The organism is Polaribacter tangerinus (genome assembly GCF_038024095.1).
In the GTDB taxonomy this organism is placed as follows: Bacteria; Bacteroidota; Bacteroidia; order Flavobacteriales; family Flavobacteriaceae; genus Polaribacter; species Polaribacter tangerinus.
The window spans coordinates 577,378-594,133 of sequence record NZ_CP150668.1 but is presented as its reverse complement, the minus strand read 5'-3'; the positions used below and the strand labels follow the sequence as shown (position 1 = coordinate 594,133).

The 16,756-nt window shown below is 28.6% G+C and carries 14 protein-coding genes, 1 tRNA gene and 1 pseudogene; 7 read left to right on the top strand and 9 right to left on the bottom strand.

What is annotated here, in order from left to right:
• The first annotated feature begins 43 nt into the window (after positions 1-43).
• Entirely contained in the window at positions 44-937 is an 894-nt protein-coding gene (locus WHD54_RS02695; protein WP_088323122.1) for a hypothetical protein, read from the top strand.
• Between the two features lie 48 nt (positions 938-985).
• Here WHD54_RS02695 and WHD54_RS02690 read toward each other — a convergent pair whose 3' ends face one another.
• The gene (locus WHD54_RS02690) at positions 986-1,522 is read right to left on the bottom strand and encodes a hypothetical protein (protein WP_088323121.1); all 537 of its coding nucleotides are present in this window, start codon (positions 1,520-1,522) and stop codon (positions 986-988) included.
• A gap of 332 nt (positions 1,523-1,854) precedes the next feature.
• On the opposite strand from WHD54_RS02690, the gene WHD54_RS02685 reads away from it, so the two are divergent.
• Positions 1,855-2,175 carry a hypothetical protein gene (locus WHD54_RS02685; protein WP_088323120.1) on the top strand — a complete coding sequence of 107 codons (321 nt, stop codon included), beginning with the start codon at positions 1,855-1,857 and terminating at the stop codon, positions 2,173-2,175.
• Here WHD54_RS02685 and WHD54_RS02680 read toward each other — a convergent pair.
• Positions 2,165-3,226, bottom strand: a complete 1,062-nt coding sequence (locus tag WHD54_RS02680) for a tyrosine-type recombinase/integrase (RefSeq protein ID WP_088323119.1) — start codon at positions 3,224-3,226, stop codon at positions 2,165-2,167. The two genes, WHD54_RS02685 and WHD54_RS02680, sit on opposite strands and share 11 nt — an antisense overlap.
• A gap of 57 nt (positions 3,227-3,283) precedes the next feature.
• On the opposite strand from WHD54_RS02680, the gene WHD54_RS02675 reads away from it, so the two are divergent.
• A tRNA-Arg gene (locus WHD54_RS02675) sits at positions 3,284-3,346 on the top strand.
• 739 nt (positions 3,347-4,085) lie between these two features.
• Here the strand turns inward: WHD54_RS02675 and WHD54_RS11840 are convergent.
• The 3 genes and pseudogenes from WHD54_RS11840 to WHD54_RS02665 all read right to left on the bottom strand — a co-directional run.
• A pseudogene (locus WHD54_RS11840) lies at positions 4,086-4,907 on the bottom strand (recombinase family protein); the annotation flags it as partial.
• A gap of 7 nt (positions 4,908-4,914) precedes the next feature.
• Positions 4,915-5,127: a hypothetical protein gene (locus WHD54_RS02670; protein ID WP_088323118.1), complete on the bottom strand. Its 213-nt coding sequence runs from the start codon at positions 5,125-5,127 to the stop codon at positions 4,915-4,917.
• Positions 5,128-5,190: 63 nt separating this feature from the next.
• On the bottom strand, positions 5,191-6,099 hold the full coding sequence (locus WHD54_RS02665; protein WP_088323117.1) for a hypothetical protein: 909 nt from the start codon (positions 6,097-6,099) through the stop codon (positions 5,191-5,193).
• A gap of 129 nt (positions 6,100-6,228) precedes the next feature.
• On the opposite strand from WHD54_RS02665, the gene WHD54_RS02660 reads away from it, so the two are divergent.
• Both WHD54_RS02660 and WHD54_RS02655 read left to right on the top strand, forming a co-directional pair.
• Positions 6,229-6,672, top strand: coding sequence for a hypothetical protein (locus tag WHD54_RS02660; protein ID WP_088323116.1), 444 nt, complete (start codon positions 6,229-6,231; stop codon positions 6,670-6,672).
• The gene (locus WHD54_RS02655) at positions 6,669-6,854 is read left to right on the top strand and encodes a hypothetical protein (RefSeq protein ID WP_088323115.1); all 186 of its coding nucleotides are present in this window, start codon (positions 6,669-6,671) and stop codon (positions 6,852-6,854) included. Before WHD54_RS02660 ends, WHD54_RS02655 begins: the two co-directional genes overlap by 4 nt.
• Positions 6,855-7,209: 355 nt before the next feature.
• Here the strand turns inward: WHD54_RS02655 and WHD54_RS02650 are convergent, their stop codons facing one another.
• The 4 genes from WHD54_RS02650 to WHD54_RS02635 all read right to left on the bottom strand — a co-directional run bounded on the left by WHD54_RS02650 (position 7,210) and on the right by WHD54_RS02635 (position 13,557).
• Positions 7,210-9,354, bottom strand: coding sequence for a GDSL-type esterase/lipase family protein (locus tag WHD54_RS02650; protein WP_088323114.1), 2,145 nt, complete (start codon positions 9,352-9,354; stop codon positions 7,210-7,212).
• 90 nt (positions 9,355-9,444) lie between these two features.
• Positions 9,445-11,277, bottom strand: coding sequence for a T9SS type A sorting domain-containing protein (locus tag WHD54_RS02645; protein WP_088323113.1), 1,833 nt, complete (start codon positions 11,275-11,277; stop codon positions 9,445-9,447).
• A 125-nt stretch (positions 11,278-11,402) separates the two neighbouring features.
• The gene (locus WHD54_RS02640) at positions 11,403-12,578 is read right to left on the bottom strand and encodes an Ig-like domain-containing protein (RefSeq protein ID WP_088323112.1); all 1,176 of its coding nucleotides are present in this window, start codon (positions 12,576-12,578) and stop codon (positions 11,403-11,405) included.
• A 103-nt stretch (positions 12,579-12,681) separates the two neighbouring features.
• A complete protein-coding gene (locus WHD54_RS02635) occupies positions 12,682-13,557 on the bottom strand; it encodes an AraC family transcriptional regulator (RefSeq protein WP_088323359.1) in 876 nt (291 codons plus the stop codon).
• A gap of 185 nt (positions 13,558-13,742) precedes the next feature.
• Here WHD54_RS02635 and WHD54_RS02630 point away from each other — a divergent pair, with 185 nt between their 5' ends.
• Entirely contained in the window at positions 13,743-15,143 is a 1,401-nt protein-coding gene (locus WHD54_RS02630) for a short-chain fatty acid transporter (protein WP_088323111.1), read from the top strand.
• 3 nt (positions 15,144-15,146) lie between these two features.
• Positions 15,147-16,754 (top strand): carboxylesterase/lipase family protein, encoded by a 1,608-nt coding sequence (locus WHD54_RS02625; RefSeq protein WP_088323110.1) that lies wholly within the window; start codon positions 15,147-15,149, stop codon positions 16,752-16,754.
• Positions 16,755-16,756 lie beyond the last annotated feature (2 nt).

Sequence of the window (16,756 nt, the reverse complement as noted above, 5' to 3'; positions counted from 1 at the left end):
TTGAAACATTTTATTCATTTAAATAGGTTAATTTGAATTTTTTATGGGTGTAATAAAAGAGTACTATAATTATATTGAGTTACCTGTAGTTGGTAATGAAATAGTAGATACTACAACAGGTGAATCATTTGATATCTCAAATTCAGTTTTATTAAAGAAGATTTCTAGAGAAGAATTTTCAGTAAACTATTCTAGTTTCAACTATATTAATAATGATAAATTAAGAGATTTAATTGCCATTGGAATAAAAGATGTAGATCTCGCTTTAATTCTTTGCATGTCTTTAAACCTAGTACAAGGTCAAAATATATGTCTTGCTGAAAATGGCAAGCCTCATTCAACTGCCTCTATAGCAAAAATGATTAATCAAAGAGAACAACCAGTAAAGATTAAGCTAAATAGGCTAATAAAACTTGGCTTGCTATATTATGGGGCTATTAAGCAAGTTGGATATAATAGGAAAGTATACGTAGTAAATCCAAATTTTTTGAAAAAAGGGCAAATTTTCAATATTTTTTTGAATGGACTATTTGACGGGAGTACTAATGTTGTAGGTAAACCGAGTGAAATTTTATATGAATATAACTCTTATTTTCATATAGATACATCTGCTTTAGGAAAACTAATTAGGTCTGGCATAAGACAGGTGGATCTAGCTTTATTTATTTTTATGTCATGTAATTTGGAACAAGACTATAATATTTGTTTGGACAAAAATAATAAACCTCATACATCTAATTCATTGTCAAGATTAACAAAAAGTTCACAACAGTCTGTTAAGGAAAAATTAAATTTGTTAGTTGAAAAAGATTTGTTGCACTACAGAGTTTTAGAAAAAAAGAAAGGTTATGGAAAAGTATATATTGCAAACTTTCATTTAGTAAAAGGCACAAGGATTTTTAAAACAATAATTAAATTATTATTTGACGATTTTTAATAAAGTTAATTTATAATTTTTTTTGCAGTACATAGCTATAACCATAATTTAAAAACTATCACTATACCAGGCATCTCTATTTTCTTTACTCCAAAACTCACTTGGCATGGCAAAATTACTCTTTACAGGAGCTGTTTTATATCCCAAATAATACTCATAATTTGGTTTTAAAGTATCTATGTCAAACTGAGGCATACCAGAAACCTTCATAAACAGGTTTATTAAAGAGTTTCTGTCTTCTGTACTGTTTGTATTAATATTAAAATACAAGTTACTAAAAAGCTTTATTCTCGTTTTATTTTTGAATTCAATCTCTATAGAATAAATATAAATTTTTCTTTTACACAAGTACTCTAGTAATTCTATTGTATTGTTTACTTTTTTTCTAAGTGTGTGTCTTTTACTTTTGTCAATAGAGCCTTCATTTTTTCTCGGTAGTTTGGCATACATAATCTTTTTAGATATTATTTCTAAATCTCCAAAATGAGCTAATAACCAAAGATTGTCCTCTATGAGGTTCCAACAATCTAAAGAAAAACTTTTATTATCTGATAAAAGGTATATACTGTGAAAAAGGTGTTTCATTTTATTGTGTGTTAAGTTTAAGTTGGGTGTCCTTTTACAACTCCCCATATACATATTAAAAGCGTATGTCCCCCTCTATGGGAATCACTGAGAAACAATTTTATTAGGTAAAGTTAAAAAATAAAAATTTCACGTCTATATATATTTATATAGCTATAATTGTTAATTTAATATACTCTATTTCAGGTTTTACAGTACATTTATTCAAATTCAAATTCAAATTCAAATAAAAATATTATATTTGAAAAAAAAATATTATGAAAAAAATAATCTTATTGTTTAGTTTAGTTATATTATTTTCATGTACCAGTAGTGATGATAGTGAGAGTGCAATGTCAGACAACAATTATAATCCACCTAGCTGGATTCAGGGAGTTTGGATAATTCCAAATGTTCCAGTAACTTCAGGATTTGAATTTAGAGATAGTGATTTTTGTTTAGCCTCTGGAAATATTACCACTTGCTACGAGCAAACTTATAGTCAAGTAACTGATTTTAATGTATATGAAGAAATATCCAATACAAGATATTTAACAATTACTACTATTGCAGGTAGTGAATTTCGTTATGAATTTGAAAAAGTATCTGAAAATTCAATAAAATGGATAGGAGGAATGTATGGTTCAAATAACGTTACATATGTCAAACAATAGGCATATCCTCCTCCTTCAATTCAGCTATTTCTAGACCCCTCAAGTAGGTTAAACTAACATTTATAGATGAATGCCCCATAGCTTTCTGTAGTTTGGTTATAGAACCAGTTCTTTTAAAGATCTCTATAGCTCCTGAGTGCCTAAAAGAGTATAGGGTTTGTCCTTGTTCAAGTATGTTTGATTGTCTCTTAAAACGGCTCCAAAGGGTTTTAAAATAGTCTTTATTTAAAGGTTTGGGTTTACCTGAAAAGATATTATGATGCCGTTCTCCTTTTACAAGAATATCTCTAACATACTTTGGTACAGGAACAATTCTATTCCTACCAGATTTATTTCTACTACCAGACAAATGAATGTATTTGAGGTCATCTGAAAAGTCTGACCAAGTAAGTTCTCTTATTTCTCTATGAGGCCTTAAAAGGCATCCATATGTCATTAAACAGCATAGGTATAGATGTTTATTATATGCTTTAATAGCTTCAAGTATTACATTGACATTTTTAAAGGGTTTGTGCATTTGAGCTTTTGTTCTTTTTGACTTTATTCTTTGCATTGGATTGGAAGTCATACCTATTTTTCTTGCTTCATTTATCAATGAGCATAACCTCAATCTATAGGTGTTGTAGGAACTTTCTGAATTGTATTTATTTAATACTGTCTCTATGTGCAGAGGTTGAATATGGGAGTCATTTAGTTCATCAATAAGTCTGTTAAATATAAACTGTAACATTTCTTTATATTTCTTGGTATAGTTTTTTTTTAGTTTGTTTTCTAACGCTACTATTAAGTAATCCTTATCTGTCATATTAGGCTTTATAAGACTGGATACTTTAATCTGTTCTAGAGTTAAACCACTTATCAAAAATTTATATACTTCTGATGCTAAAAGGTTCCCCATTTCAATTCGTTTAGAAATAGGATAGGAGTTAGGGTAGATTTCAGAATTAATCTTAGAACCATTAAACAATCTATAGCGTTTGTTGTTTTGATAAAATACTACGTAAACTCTACTTGAAGAATTAATCTTTACTCTTGGATAAATTACTTTCATTTGGCACACTTTTGACACATTAAATATTAATTAATGGTTAAGTGACTGGTAATTAGTAGCTCAGCTGGATAGAGCACCTCCCTTCTAAGGAGGCGGTCGAAGGTTCGAATCCTTCAGGGCTCACTCTAACGGAGAATTGATTCATTTGAATTGATTTTCCGTTTTTTGTTTTTAAGAGTTCCTTTTGTATTATTGGCATAACAGAGAATAGTGAATTTGTTTTTAAGGTTCGAACTACGTCGTTTTGCTTGTCATAACCTATTCCGGATGGAAATACCAAATTCTGAATTTTCTTTTTCTGTTTCAAATCTCCTAAAGCCCATATATCACTGATATTTGTCGATAATTTTAAAGCTACATCGATGGCTTTTGTAAGGTTCGAACTCGAAATAGCCGATTGGCTTAAAGTTGTAGAAATTTGTTTTTGGGTTGCTGTGTATTTCGATTTAAATTTCTGATAGATATCTGTGTCTATTTCTCCTACTGCAAACCGTTCTTCTATTGCATCTATTTTTTCATTGACTTCGTTTAATTGTTTTTTTAATTGTGCTTCTTCTGTTCTTAATTCTTTTGTAAGATTGTCATAAGTATACAACATCACTTCTTTAATTGTATCATTGTATTTTGGGTCTACTTGAAAACCATCCAACATCTTTGAAAAATCTTGATGAATTTTATTAGCAGATTTGTTGCAACCACAACCTTTGGTTCTGCATTTATAGTAATATAAATTTTTCTTTTTAACCAAATAACCTGTCAAAGGTTTTTTACAAGTCTCACAATAAATAAATTGCTTTAAAGGCAGGTTAATATTGTCGGTTTTGTGAGTTTTAGGATGTGCAGATTCTTCAGAATTGATCTTTAAAAAATCTTCTTTAGATACCAAAGGCTTGTGATTTCCTAAAATAACTTCACCAGGAAGCATTTTTGTTATCAAAATACCACAGTAAAAAGGGTTTTTAAAGAGTTCTCCTAAGCGTCTTTCATTTATTTTTACACCTAATAACTGAAGTTTATTTACAATTTCTACATTCGAATATTTTTTCTCTACCTTCCATTTAAACGCTTTTTTTAGTTGTTCTCCTGTTTGATTGATGGTAATGTCCCATTCTACTGCTTTGTGGTATTTTTTATTATTTACATATCCTAAAGGAGGAGCCCAAAGCCAGTAGCCTTTTCTAACCAAATCGCTCATAGCGGTAATGGTTTTATCTTTTCGTAGTTCATTATCAAACTGACTAAACATAAAAAATAAGTTTTGCTGAAACTTACCTGCCGCAGAGGTTGTGTCAACTTCTTGAGTGACTGCTTTTACTTGAATACCTTGCTTAAATAAATCATGTGATATTTGAGCGGCACTGGAACCAGTTCTAGAGAAGCGGTCGTAAGAATACACAATAATGTAACCAACGTTTCCGCTTTGGCGAACATATTTCAACATTCGCTTAAACTCTTTTCGATCATCACTTTTTGCAGATTCATGCGTGCCACCAAAATAACCAACAACCTCATAGCCATTTGACTTTGCATAGTTTTCACAATATTTTTTCTGAGTTCCCAGACTTGTATTGGTGTCTGCTTGTTCTTTAGTAGAAACTCTAGTGTAAATAATTGCCTTTTTATTTGTCCCGATAGCTTCTTGCTCTGGGCTAAATTTCTGAAATCTTTGCAGGGTATTCATAATTACATTAGTTTAATGATTGAAGTATGATAAAACAATACTGTTCTATAGAAGTTAGAAGTTCGTCTATATCTTGAGTTATTTCTGTATTTTTTGTTAATTTTTCTTTTACTTGTTGTCTTTTTTTGAGGGTTTGAGCATCGTTTTCATCAAATGAAATCTCAGTACTTAAACAATTTTCTTTGAATTTGAAGGCCTCTTGATTTAAGTTTCGGTCCATAACGGATTCGTATTAAATCGGGCTGAATTTGCAGGAACCGAATCTGTGCTACTTCTATCTTCATTAGTTTTTTATCAATGTTAATTTATAGTTTCCTTGCGCCCTGATATCAATAAGAAGTTTTGCGCCTTTTGCTATTTTATTCTCCAAGATATATTTTGCTAACTGTTCTCTTGTTTTATGTTGTTCTGTAACTATAATAGGTTTGATGTTTTCGTTCTCAAAAGCGATTTCAACTACTTTAGGTTTTTTAAAAACGATAATATCTCTAATCTGTTTTTCGATTTCAGAGAGGTAAGAAAGCTCCTTTTTCTTATTTCCAAAATCTACTGCCAGTACTTTAGCAAGTAATGGTATCAGTGGTATTGATAACATAGGGTGTTGCATGTAAACACTACTAAGTTTTAGGCTTAGGTTTGCATCACCATAAAGGAAGTCGAAATCATTAGTCTGTGGGACATATAATAACGTATGCGGCATAGACTCTCTTAAAATAGCTGATTTTAACATGTCTGTAAATGGATTGATAAGAGTTCTAAAATCTTTCATCCAGTATTCGTCTGCTACTATTTGTTTTAAAGTTTGAATTACATCGTCTGGTAATTGGTGTTTATTCTCTTTAATATGCTCTTTAAATACCTTATCAGCATATTTATCAACTCTTGGTTCATGCCAAATGGATTTTCCTAAAGTGTGTATTTTGTCTGCTGATACTCCAAAAGAGGATAGTGTATCAATAATGCAAACCCATACAGCCTGTGATAAATTTAGTCGTATCCATTTTGTTTTTGTGGCAGCCTCTTTAGAAATTGTATCTGTATCCGTAACTTTTTGATGTTTTTCTACAAAAGGCACTAAATTGTGGTCTAACCAATAATTTATTTTTCTAGAGGTAATACCTAGTTGTGTTGGGCTAATATCACGATTATCGAAAACAATGTTCCCTATATTTTTAATTTCTTCGATTGTCATTTTAAAAATTATTTTTTACAAATATATGAAAATTACAATATATAAAACAAAAGTAATTATATTTGTATTAATTATGCCACGTAGTGTAATTATTTTAAAATAAAGATAAGAGTATAAAAATTAAGAGTTATGAAAAATAACACAAGAATTACAGCAGAACAATATCATCCAAGCCCTATTCAGATAAGAGAGTGCAAGTGTGGTTGTGGTCATGAATTTCAGCCGAATCGTAAAGACCAACTTTATATTGATAAACGGCATTATGATTTTGATTACAATCAAACAAAACGAAAAGAAAAAAACAAGAATAGAACAGCCACTGAAAAGCAGCTCAGGTTAAATAATAGAGTTTTAGAAAAACATTATATAGCTAGTGTTGAAAGCCAAAAAAAAGAACCTATTAAATGTTACTTAGATATTTTAAAAGCAGAGGGGTTTTTAACTAAAAATCATACAGGAGTTTCTGAAGATGGAACTAACAAGTTTTATCTTTTGTATGACTACTATTACCGCTTGTTTAGGAACACAAGCAATCAATTAATTATTGAAATCTATAAAAATAAATTAAGATGAGAGAGTCTATGCCAATAGAGATGCTGCCAAGCTGGATAGCAGAAAATAGAGAGTATCCAAGAAAGAATTATTCACAAGAATCTAATTATATTATAATTGCTGTTGCAGCAGTTTTAATTACAACATTAGTTGCGGTTTTAATCGTTAACTATCAAAAAGAAAATAATGAAGAAGAAGTTTAACACTCTTATTTTCTTAGTGCAATGTAATTTGTATTTCTTTCAGTAAATAATTATTCACTAATTAAAATCACTTTTAAACGTAAGTGAAAAGCACTCACGCCTTTTCTGTAAAATTATTTTATAAAATAATTATTATTTTTAAAAATAAAAACAGCCCGTTAGCCCTGATTATATAAAAGTAACAAAAAAAAGATGTTATGAAGTGTAATACAATGTAAAACGACTGAAAACGGTGTTTTACATGTTTTTACACTTTTTTAATTCACTATTAAAGAGAAATAATTTTATTATAGGAATGAGTATTTAGAACAAGGAATAGAAATAATTTTTGATTTTAAATTGTTTAAGAAATCAACTAAGGTTTTAAAAATTTTTTAAAAATATTGTTATTATTAATTTTCAGTTGAATTATATAAACCCCTTTTTTAAGATTCTGTGTGTTAATAGTTTTATTAAAACTACCTGTTTGTAAATTATTTTGTTTTTGATGATACAGTTTACTTCCAGCCAAATTATATACTGAAATTTCAATATTACTATTAATTTTATTAAAAAATTTTATTGTTAATTCTTCTTTATTAGGATGATTTAATAGTTCAATTTTAAATTCTTTATTTTTAATATTATGTGTACTTAATGAAGCTTCTGATTTTGATATTTTATTTGTGCTTTGTGCTAAATTTATTAATGACTTTTCCTCATCTTGAATAGTTTCATCTAATGGAGCATATAGTTCTAAACTAGATTTTAACATTGTATTATTATTTAGAGATAATATTTCTTCTTTATTCATTCCAGACCGGTAAAAAAACCAATTTCTATATTCTATAGTATCATTATTATTTATGTAATTAAGTAATAGTTTGTGTATGGCTATTTGTTGATTTATTAAACCTTGCTCTATACCATCTATGTATAATATTGTTTTTTTGCTTGCATAAAAGTGTGTAAGTGTTATTTTATGCCAGGAGTTATCATTAACTAAAACATTACTAATAATTGAGTTTTCTGAAATAGTCCTATAAATAATTTTATTCATATCATCTATAAATATGCTGCCAATTTCAGAATCATCTTTAATAATAGATAGTAGTTTTCCTTTTTTTGAGGTTTTTATATCAAATGATGTTGTAAAAGAATGTGTAATATTTTCTGGAATAAATTGTAACTCTTTATAATTATGATTAGGACCCATTTTTAAATGGGTATTATCAATAAATTTAGGCATTGGTTTCTTTTTTTCCAAAGCATCAAAAAGAGATGGAACAATTGAGTAGAAAAATTCAAGATGTCCAAAATTATTTGGATGATAGGAATCTTTCCAGTAATTATTTACCCAGTTTCCATTTCCGTTGTCGTTACTTCCAAGTAAATTAATACTGGGTACGTTCCATTCATGAATTAATAAGTTTATTTTTTTTATATATGTATAATCTTCGCTGTCGTAATCACCTCTTGAGTAGTTGTTCATCACAATAGGAACAATACCTCTTTCTCTAGCTTTCTCAATTAATAGAATCATATTATCTCTAAATTGATTAAATTTAGACTGTCCTCCGTATCTTATACCTTCATTACCAAGAGAGAGTCCATAAACCACATATGACCCACACTCATTTAAAAGGTCATTTTCCCATCTTGATAGGACGTCTATAGTATTATTACCACTAATAGAAATATTTACAACTTTCCATTCTTTTCCAATATCATCATTATACCTTTCATTTAGTAGTTTAGTGTATTGATAAGCGTAACCTTCTAAATTATCTGCACCAACACCCTTTGCAACAGAGGAACCCAATATGGAGATTTTAAATTTATCAATAGTATCACAATTATCAATATTTGAATATTCTAATATTTTCAAGGCATTTAAATACCCGAATGAACCAGTATTTCTAGATATAATAATTTCAATTTGACCTGCATTATTTGGATAAATGTATTCAGATAAATAAGTGTTATTCTTATTCCCATTGTATCCATTGCCACCAATATTAAGGCCTGATGTCTTTAAAAACCCAATTTTTTCATTCTTACCTTTAAATAAATATTTCGTAATTCTTTCTTGCGTAGACTCTCTGCTTGCAAATACTTTGAATTTATAACTATGATTTGGATTTAAACCACTTAATATAATTTTTCCAGAATCGTTAGTGAAAAAATAATCTTGTGTAGCTGTTTTAGTAGCTAAATCATTTAAAGTATAATTTGGTGATAAAAGCCCCCCATTTAAGATGCCATTAGTAAACATTTCACGTATAATATTCAAATTATAGTTTGAGGATTCACCTTTTTGATTAACAAGTTTAACGGTTTGTGCTGCTGTAGTTGCATCTATACTATTGTTCCAGCTGTTTCCATTATTGTCTGGACTTAATGTAATGTTTCCATTTGTTCCGTCATTCGTGCCAAAATCAATCAGGAAAGATTGTACGTTTTCTTGACTATATAATTGAACAGAGAGAATAAATAAAGTGAAATAAAATATTTTTTTCATTTTTTAATATTAATTAATAATGATTAAATATTAATTAAGAAAAAAAAACATCTACTTAAATAGATGTTTTTTGAGTATTTCTGTTTTCTTTTACTCTTTTATGATTTTAAAACTTTTACTATATTCATTACTAATTAATGTTTTTACAACATAAATACCAGGTTTTAATTCTTTTAAGTTTATGGAGTTTTTATTGGAAATACTTAATACTTTTGATCCAATTATATTAAAAACTTCAACCTTTTTTACTGATAAATTAGATTTTGTATCTAGGTTTAAATAATTTTTTACAGGGTTTGGATAAAAGCTTAAACTTACATTTTTAAATTTATTTATTGATAAAGAGCTTGGTGTAAATTCATCTATTTTCATAAAATTAATATAGGCAAAACCACCAGTAGTTGCTGTAATTTCTATTGTTATTTCTCCATTACTATTAGGGTATACCATTTCTGATGTAAATACATAGCTATCATTTCCGTTAACAGAAGATGTGCCTGAACCAATCCCACTGCCACTAGTTTGGTTTGTTCCAACTGTAGTTTTAGTAGCACCACTTTTATCAAGTCCGATAATTGAGTATTGAGAAATTCTAGTTGAAGTCGTATTTCTACTTCCAAAAAGGTTAAAACTGTAAGCATTATTTAAATCAAGATTAGAAATAATTAATTTGCTAGTTTTATTATAATTAAAAAAGTAATCTTCTGTAGCGCTTGAAATTGCATACTCTCCCAGTAGCGATTCTTCAGGTGCCATTAGGCCTCCACTAGCTGAACCACCATTAGAGCTGAAGCTTTCACCAGAAATAGAAATATTATATGAAGAAGAGTTTCCAGTTTTATCAATTAAAGATATAGCACTAGCTGTAGTTTCTGGATCGATTAAATTATTCCAATAATTATTATTCGTATCGGGGCTAGTGGTTTGATTTCCACTAGTAGTGTTGTTCTCTCCAAAGTCTATTAAGAAATCATTAGATGGTTCATGTTGATTACTTATAGCTAAATTAATAGTGCCAGAAACAGTAGAGTTTTCTTCTTTAGATGTAGCAGTAATTTCCACATTTCCATTTGATTTTGGGTAAACTATACCTTCTTGTGTTATATATGCAATACTGTCATCACTAACACTCCAAGTTACACCTTTTTCATCTGCAGTTTCAGGTAGGATAGTTGCAGTAATTTTAGAAGTTTCTCTATTAGATGTAATATTGTTTCCAGATAAAGTTATAGTAGCCACATTAACAATAGATAAACCACTATAAGATTCAATTTTCATTGCATTTATATAGCAAAAAGCACCTGCAGCTTTTGATATATTAATTTTTATATTCCCAGAACTATCAGGGAACACATAATCTGATGTGTAAATAGTATTATTATTACCGTCGTAACTATTATTTCCAATCCCAGTTCCTGTTGTAACTAATGTGCCAGAGGTTGTGTTTGATCCTGTAAGCGTGTATTTTGTAGACCTTGTTGCAGATCCTGTTCGGCTTGCAAACATGCTGAATTTGTATCCATAATTAGAATTTAAGTTACTAATTGTAAGCTCTCCTAAATCACCATTTGACGTAAAATAGTCTTGAGTAGCTGTATTTATTGCAAATTCGCCCAATAAGCTAACTTCTGGATTGATTAATCCTCCACTTTGAATACCGTTTGTAAACATATCTGTATTTACGTTAAGTGTATAGTTAGTATTCGTATTATCATTTTCTATTAAAGTGAGCGGTGATGCAGTTGCTGCTTTTGGATCTATTGGATTATTCCAATAATTACCATTTGAATCTGGGTTTGATGTTACATTTCCATTTGTAGAGTCATTGGGCCCGAAATCTACAAATAAAGTTTCTTCTAAAACCTGAGAATTTATTAAGTTAATAGCAAAAAGTGTAAAAATAAAAAGTAGTCGTTTTTTCATGATTTGTTTTTTAAATTCGTTTTAACAAATCTATATGAATTCAAAAAAAAAAAGTTGAAATATCATGTTATAAAATGATACTTTGATGACTATTGTGTTGTTTTTTAATTATTTAAAGATACTTTTTAGTTGCCATATTCTAAAATTTTAATTAAATTCACATATGCAAATCCACCTGTAATAGCCTCAATTTCTAAAGTTATTTCACCATTATTTGTTGGGTATACTACTTCTGAATTAAATACATTACTATCATTTCCATTTACAGATGAATTACCAAGACCTATGTCAGCTCCACTTGTAGTTAAAGAGCCTTGTGAGGAATTTGAAATCCCATTTTTATTGAAACCATTAATTTTATATTGAGTTATTCTAGTAGATGTTGAATTTCTACTACCAAAAATCTTAAAGCTGTAGCCATTTTCAATATTTAATCCTGAAAAAGTTATTGTACTTGATGTATTATAATTGAAAAAATAATCTTGAGTAGCAGTATTAATTGCAAGATCATTTAAAAGACTATCTTCAGGAGCTAGTAAACCTCCATTAACAATTCCGTTAGCTCTCATCTCGTCATTTAAAATTATGTTAAATGTAGAACTAACTCCTTTAACGTCAATTATATTATTAATAACAGAATTAATACTTGGATCTATGAAATTATTCCAATAATTGTCATTTATATCCGGGCTTGATGTTAAGTTTCCATTTGTAGTGTCGTTAGGTCCAAAATCAATTAAAAATGAATTTGTTGGCGGAGATTCAATTACAGTAATTGAAGCAGTATCTGTTAATCCGTTATCATTAGAAATTACTGTTATATTTGTTTTACCTATTGATAGTGCTTCTATAACACCTTGGTTGTTGATAGATGCTATTGATGGGTTTTCAATAAGCCAAGTATAGGTTTTGTCAGTTGCGGTTATTGGTAAAATATCCACACTTAAATTACTAGTTTTTCCTAATTCTAACTGGAGTGATTTTGGAGATATAGTTATATTAGAAACTCTAAGTCCTGAAAAAATCGGCGTTAAAAATTTATTTCCATTCATTGTTAATTCAAGTGGATTTTCTTCAGAAGAGTTGTTTCCAATAATTTCCCACCTTATAAATTTATAATTATTTTCAGGAATAGCAGTAACGGTTATATTTGTTCCTTCGTCGTAAGAATTTTCAACGGCATTAGTTTTACCACCATTTGTATTTTCTACCTTTAAAATGTATTTTATTGAAAAAGAATCTTCGTCAGAACACCCATTAATAGTTAAAAAAATAATAGTAATTAAAAATAATTTTTTCATAAATAAAAGAATTAAATCGTAAAATTAAAATTTTGGTAATAAATCATATTTGTCAATTATGTTATATACTGATAGTATAATGAGTGGATTTCTGAGAAACCCCTTAAAATAATCTTGTTAAGTTATGCTTCTGTCTAAATTCTTTTGGACTACAACCTCTCATTCTCTTAAAAATTCTGTTAAAATTAGATAGATTGTTAAAACCGCTAGAATAGCATATTTCAGAAATGTTTTTTTCAGATTCGAGAAGTAATTTAGAAGCATTCCCTATTCTATACTCTGTTAAGAAGTCTGTAAAAGATTTGTTAGTTGTTTTTTTGAAAAAATGACTGAACGCAGATTCAGACATAGAGATTATTTTTGATATGTCTTTAATTCTGATTTGATTTTGAAAGTTATTTTCAATAAAAGTTATTACTTTTTTAACTCTCAAGTTATAGGTGTTTCTTACTGGACCTTTGTAGTTTGATGATGCTAATAATTTTTGGTTTTTTGATATAGATAATTGATGTAAAATAGATAGAAGTTTTAAAATGGAGTTAAAATCATAATTTAAAGTAGATAATAATATAATACTATTAGATATGTTTTCTATTGCTTCTTTTGAAAATAAGACACCTCTTTTAGAATTTTTTAGAAGTTCTTTTAGATTGAATGAAGAATCTTTATCAAGAAATGAATTACTAAGAAAACTTTCAGCATTAAAATGTATTGTAATTACATGAGCATATTTCCCTATTGGTTTTGCAGCCCAAACATGAGGGGTGTTGGGACCTACTAAAACCAAATCATTTACTTCAAAACTTAAGTTAGAATCCCCAATTATTCTCTTCCCACTTGCATTCATTACCAATTTAAGCTCATATTCTGGATGAAAATGAATTGGAAAAGTAAACTTTGCTTTTGTATAATTAAGAATGGAAAAAAAGTTATTGTTATTTAAAGGAGTTACCATTCTATTTGCTTTAATTATCTCCATATAATTAAATTTTTCTAAATTTATATTATGAGTAATAATACAAATATTTTTTTTTAAAAAAATAAAATTCAAATATTAAACGAGTATAAATTCATAATAGTATTACAATAGAACATTATGATACTATTATGAATTGATTAATTTCATTTTTTTTACAATTAATAAATAATTCAAAAAAAATAATTATGCATAATAATATTGGAGAAAAATTTACGGATGTATTTAAAAAATACATGCCAGACTCTTTTGTATTTGCTTTAATATTAACAATATTAGTATCTCTTCTGGCTCTTTTAGGGTTAAATAAATCTCTTTTTGAGGTAGTTAACTCCTGGTATGATGGCTTTTGGATGTTACTAGAGTTTGGGATGCAAATGACATTATTAATAATAACAGGATATAGTATTGCTCTTTCACCATTAATTAAAAAAGGTATTAACTCTATAACCAGTTTTATAAAAACTCCCAAACAGGTTTATTTTTTTGTTATAATAATAGGTGTGTTATTATCAATGATAAGTTGGGGGTGGATAGTAATTGCAGCAGTTTTTGCAAGAGAACTTGCATTGAGAGTAAAAGGAGTTCATTATCCTTATTTAATTGCTTGCGTATATTTCTCAAATAATAGCTGGGTTACTGGTTTATCAAGCTCTATACCTTTGCTTTTGAATACCAAAGGTAATTATATGATAGAGGGTGGTATTATACCCAGTACAATATCAACATTATATACATTAGGTTCAACACTAAATGTTTTTATGTTATTACTTTATATAATTGTGACTCCACTTTTAATGGTTCTTTTAATTCCAAAAAAAAATACAAGAGAATTAAAAGATATGTTAGGTGACAAAACTTTACAAATTGAGAAAACAATTAAAGAGGAAGCAGCTGATTTAAAATTATCTATTAAAGCTTTATCTGATTCACTTAATAATAATTCTTTATTGCCAATTATAATTGTATTGATGGGAGGGTACTTTATTAGTTATCATTTTTATAAAAATGGATTTGATTTAAATCTAAATATTATGATTTTTACTTTTATAATTTTAGGTTTACTTCTTCATAAAACTCCAATGAGATATAGTATATCAATTAAAAGAGCAAGTAGTAATATTTCTGGAATTTTATTTCAGTTTCCTTTTTATGCAGGTATTATGGGAATAATGACCAATACTGGATTAGGCAAAAGTTTAGCAGGATTAATTTCTTCAGTTGCCACAATAGAAACATACCCTTTTTTTTCTTATTTAATAGGTGGTATTGTAAATTTTGCAATCCCATCTGGTGGAGGTGAATATGCTGTAATTGGACCCAGTGTTATAGAGGCGGTTAAAGAGATTGGGGCTAATTTATCACAGTTACAAGTTACAGAGATGATTGCAAAAGCGTCTCTATCTATTGCATATGGTGAAAGTCTAACTAATTTATTACAGCCATTTTATTTATTATTAGTTATACCTATTATGGGTGCTGGAATAAAAATACAGGCTAGAGATGTTATGGGGTATTTGGTTATTCCTTTTTTGATTTTTTTTATTCTACAGTCTTTAATGGTGGTTTTTATTCCTTTAAATTTTTAAATTATGCTAAAATTTTCAAGTAAATATCAATTTGTAAAATACTTTTTTCTTTTTCTCACTATGAATGGTTCTTTAATATATGGACAACAAGAGATTGTAGATACTCCATTAGTTAAAATAGAGTCAGGTTTCCTAAAAGGAGAATTAAAAGATGCTAAAAATAATCTAGTCGTTTTTAAAGGAATACCATATGCAAAGCCTCCAGTAGGAGATCTGAGGTGGAGAGCTCCACAAAAAGAGGATAAATGGGAGGGAGTTAAAGTTTGTGATTCACCAGGCCCTATATGCCCTCAGAGGGTAAACGGTTCAGGAATTCAAAATATGAGTGAAGACTGCTTATATTTAAATATATTTTCAACAAATTTAAATAATGAAAAAAAGGTCCCAGTAATGGTTTGGATACATGGAGGTGGTTTAAATATGGGTACTGGTATTAGAGAAAATTCTGATGGATCTGAATTTGCTAAGAAAGGTGTTGTACTTGTGAGTTTAAATTATAGATTAGGTCAATTAGGTTTTTTAGCACATCCAGAGTTATCTGCAGAATCTGAAAACGGGGTCTCTGGTAATTATGGAATTTTAGATCAGATTTTAGCTTTAAAATGGATAAAAAAAAATATTTCAAAATTTGGAGGAGATCCAGAGAATGTAACCATTTTTGGTGAATCTGCAGGCGGAACCTGTGTAAGTGTTCTATGCTCTTCTAAACAATCAAAAGGTCTTTTTCATAAAGCGATTCTTCAAAGTCCTTGGATGTTTGGTTTTATGTCTAATACAGCAAAACCAAATATTACGTATTTAAAAAAAGGAATCGCAAACATTCCAAGTGCTGAATCGTTGGGTTTAAATTGGTCTAAAAAGTACTTGACAAAAAAGGATACAAATACCCTTAAAAAGTTAAGAGCTTTAGATGCAAAATTAATTACAAGAGATGAACCTTACTATGAGACAAGAATAACAGTTGATGGGTGGCTATTAGAAGATTTTCAAGAATCTGTTTTTATGAAAGGGAATCAAGCAGACGTTCCTATAATTATTGGTACAAATAAAGATGAAGGTAATTATTATTGGAACTTTATAAAACAAAAAACTATTAGTGACATTACCAAAAGCTTAGAAAGTTTTTATGCCTCTCGGGCAGAGCATATTTCAGAATTTTATTTTACAAATTCTTATAAGAGTGTAAAATTAGCAGTTAGTCGATATATAACTGATGCTTGGTTTTTAGAGCCTTCATTACATTTGTTAAAAGGTATGGATAATGTATCTTCTCAAGTTTATCAATATCGTTTTTCTGTGCCTAATAGAAAGTATCCAAAGTTAGGAGCTGTCCATGGTGCTGAAATAAAATATGTGTTCAATAACTTAAATGATACTTTTAAGAAAAAGGACTATAAAGTAGCCGAAAATATGATTTCTTATTGGGTTCAATTTGCAAAAACTGGAAATCCAAATAAAAAAGGTTTAAATACATGGGAACCCTATGATTCCAAAAAAAATAATTTTTTAGATTTTACAGAAATGAAAAGTAAAATAAGGAATATTAATGCTGAAAGTCAAAATCAAATTAATCAACTTAGAATATTAAAGGTAAAAGCATATTTAAAATGAGA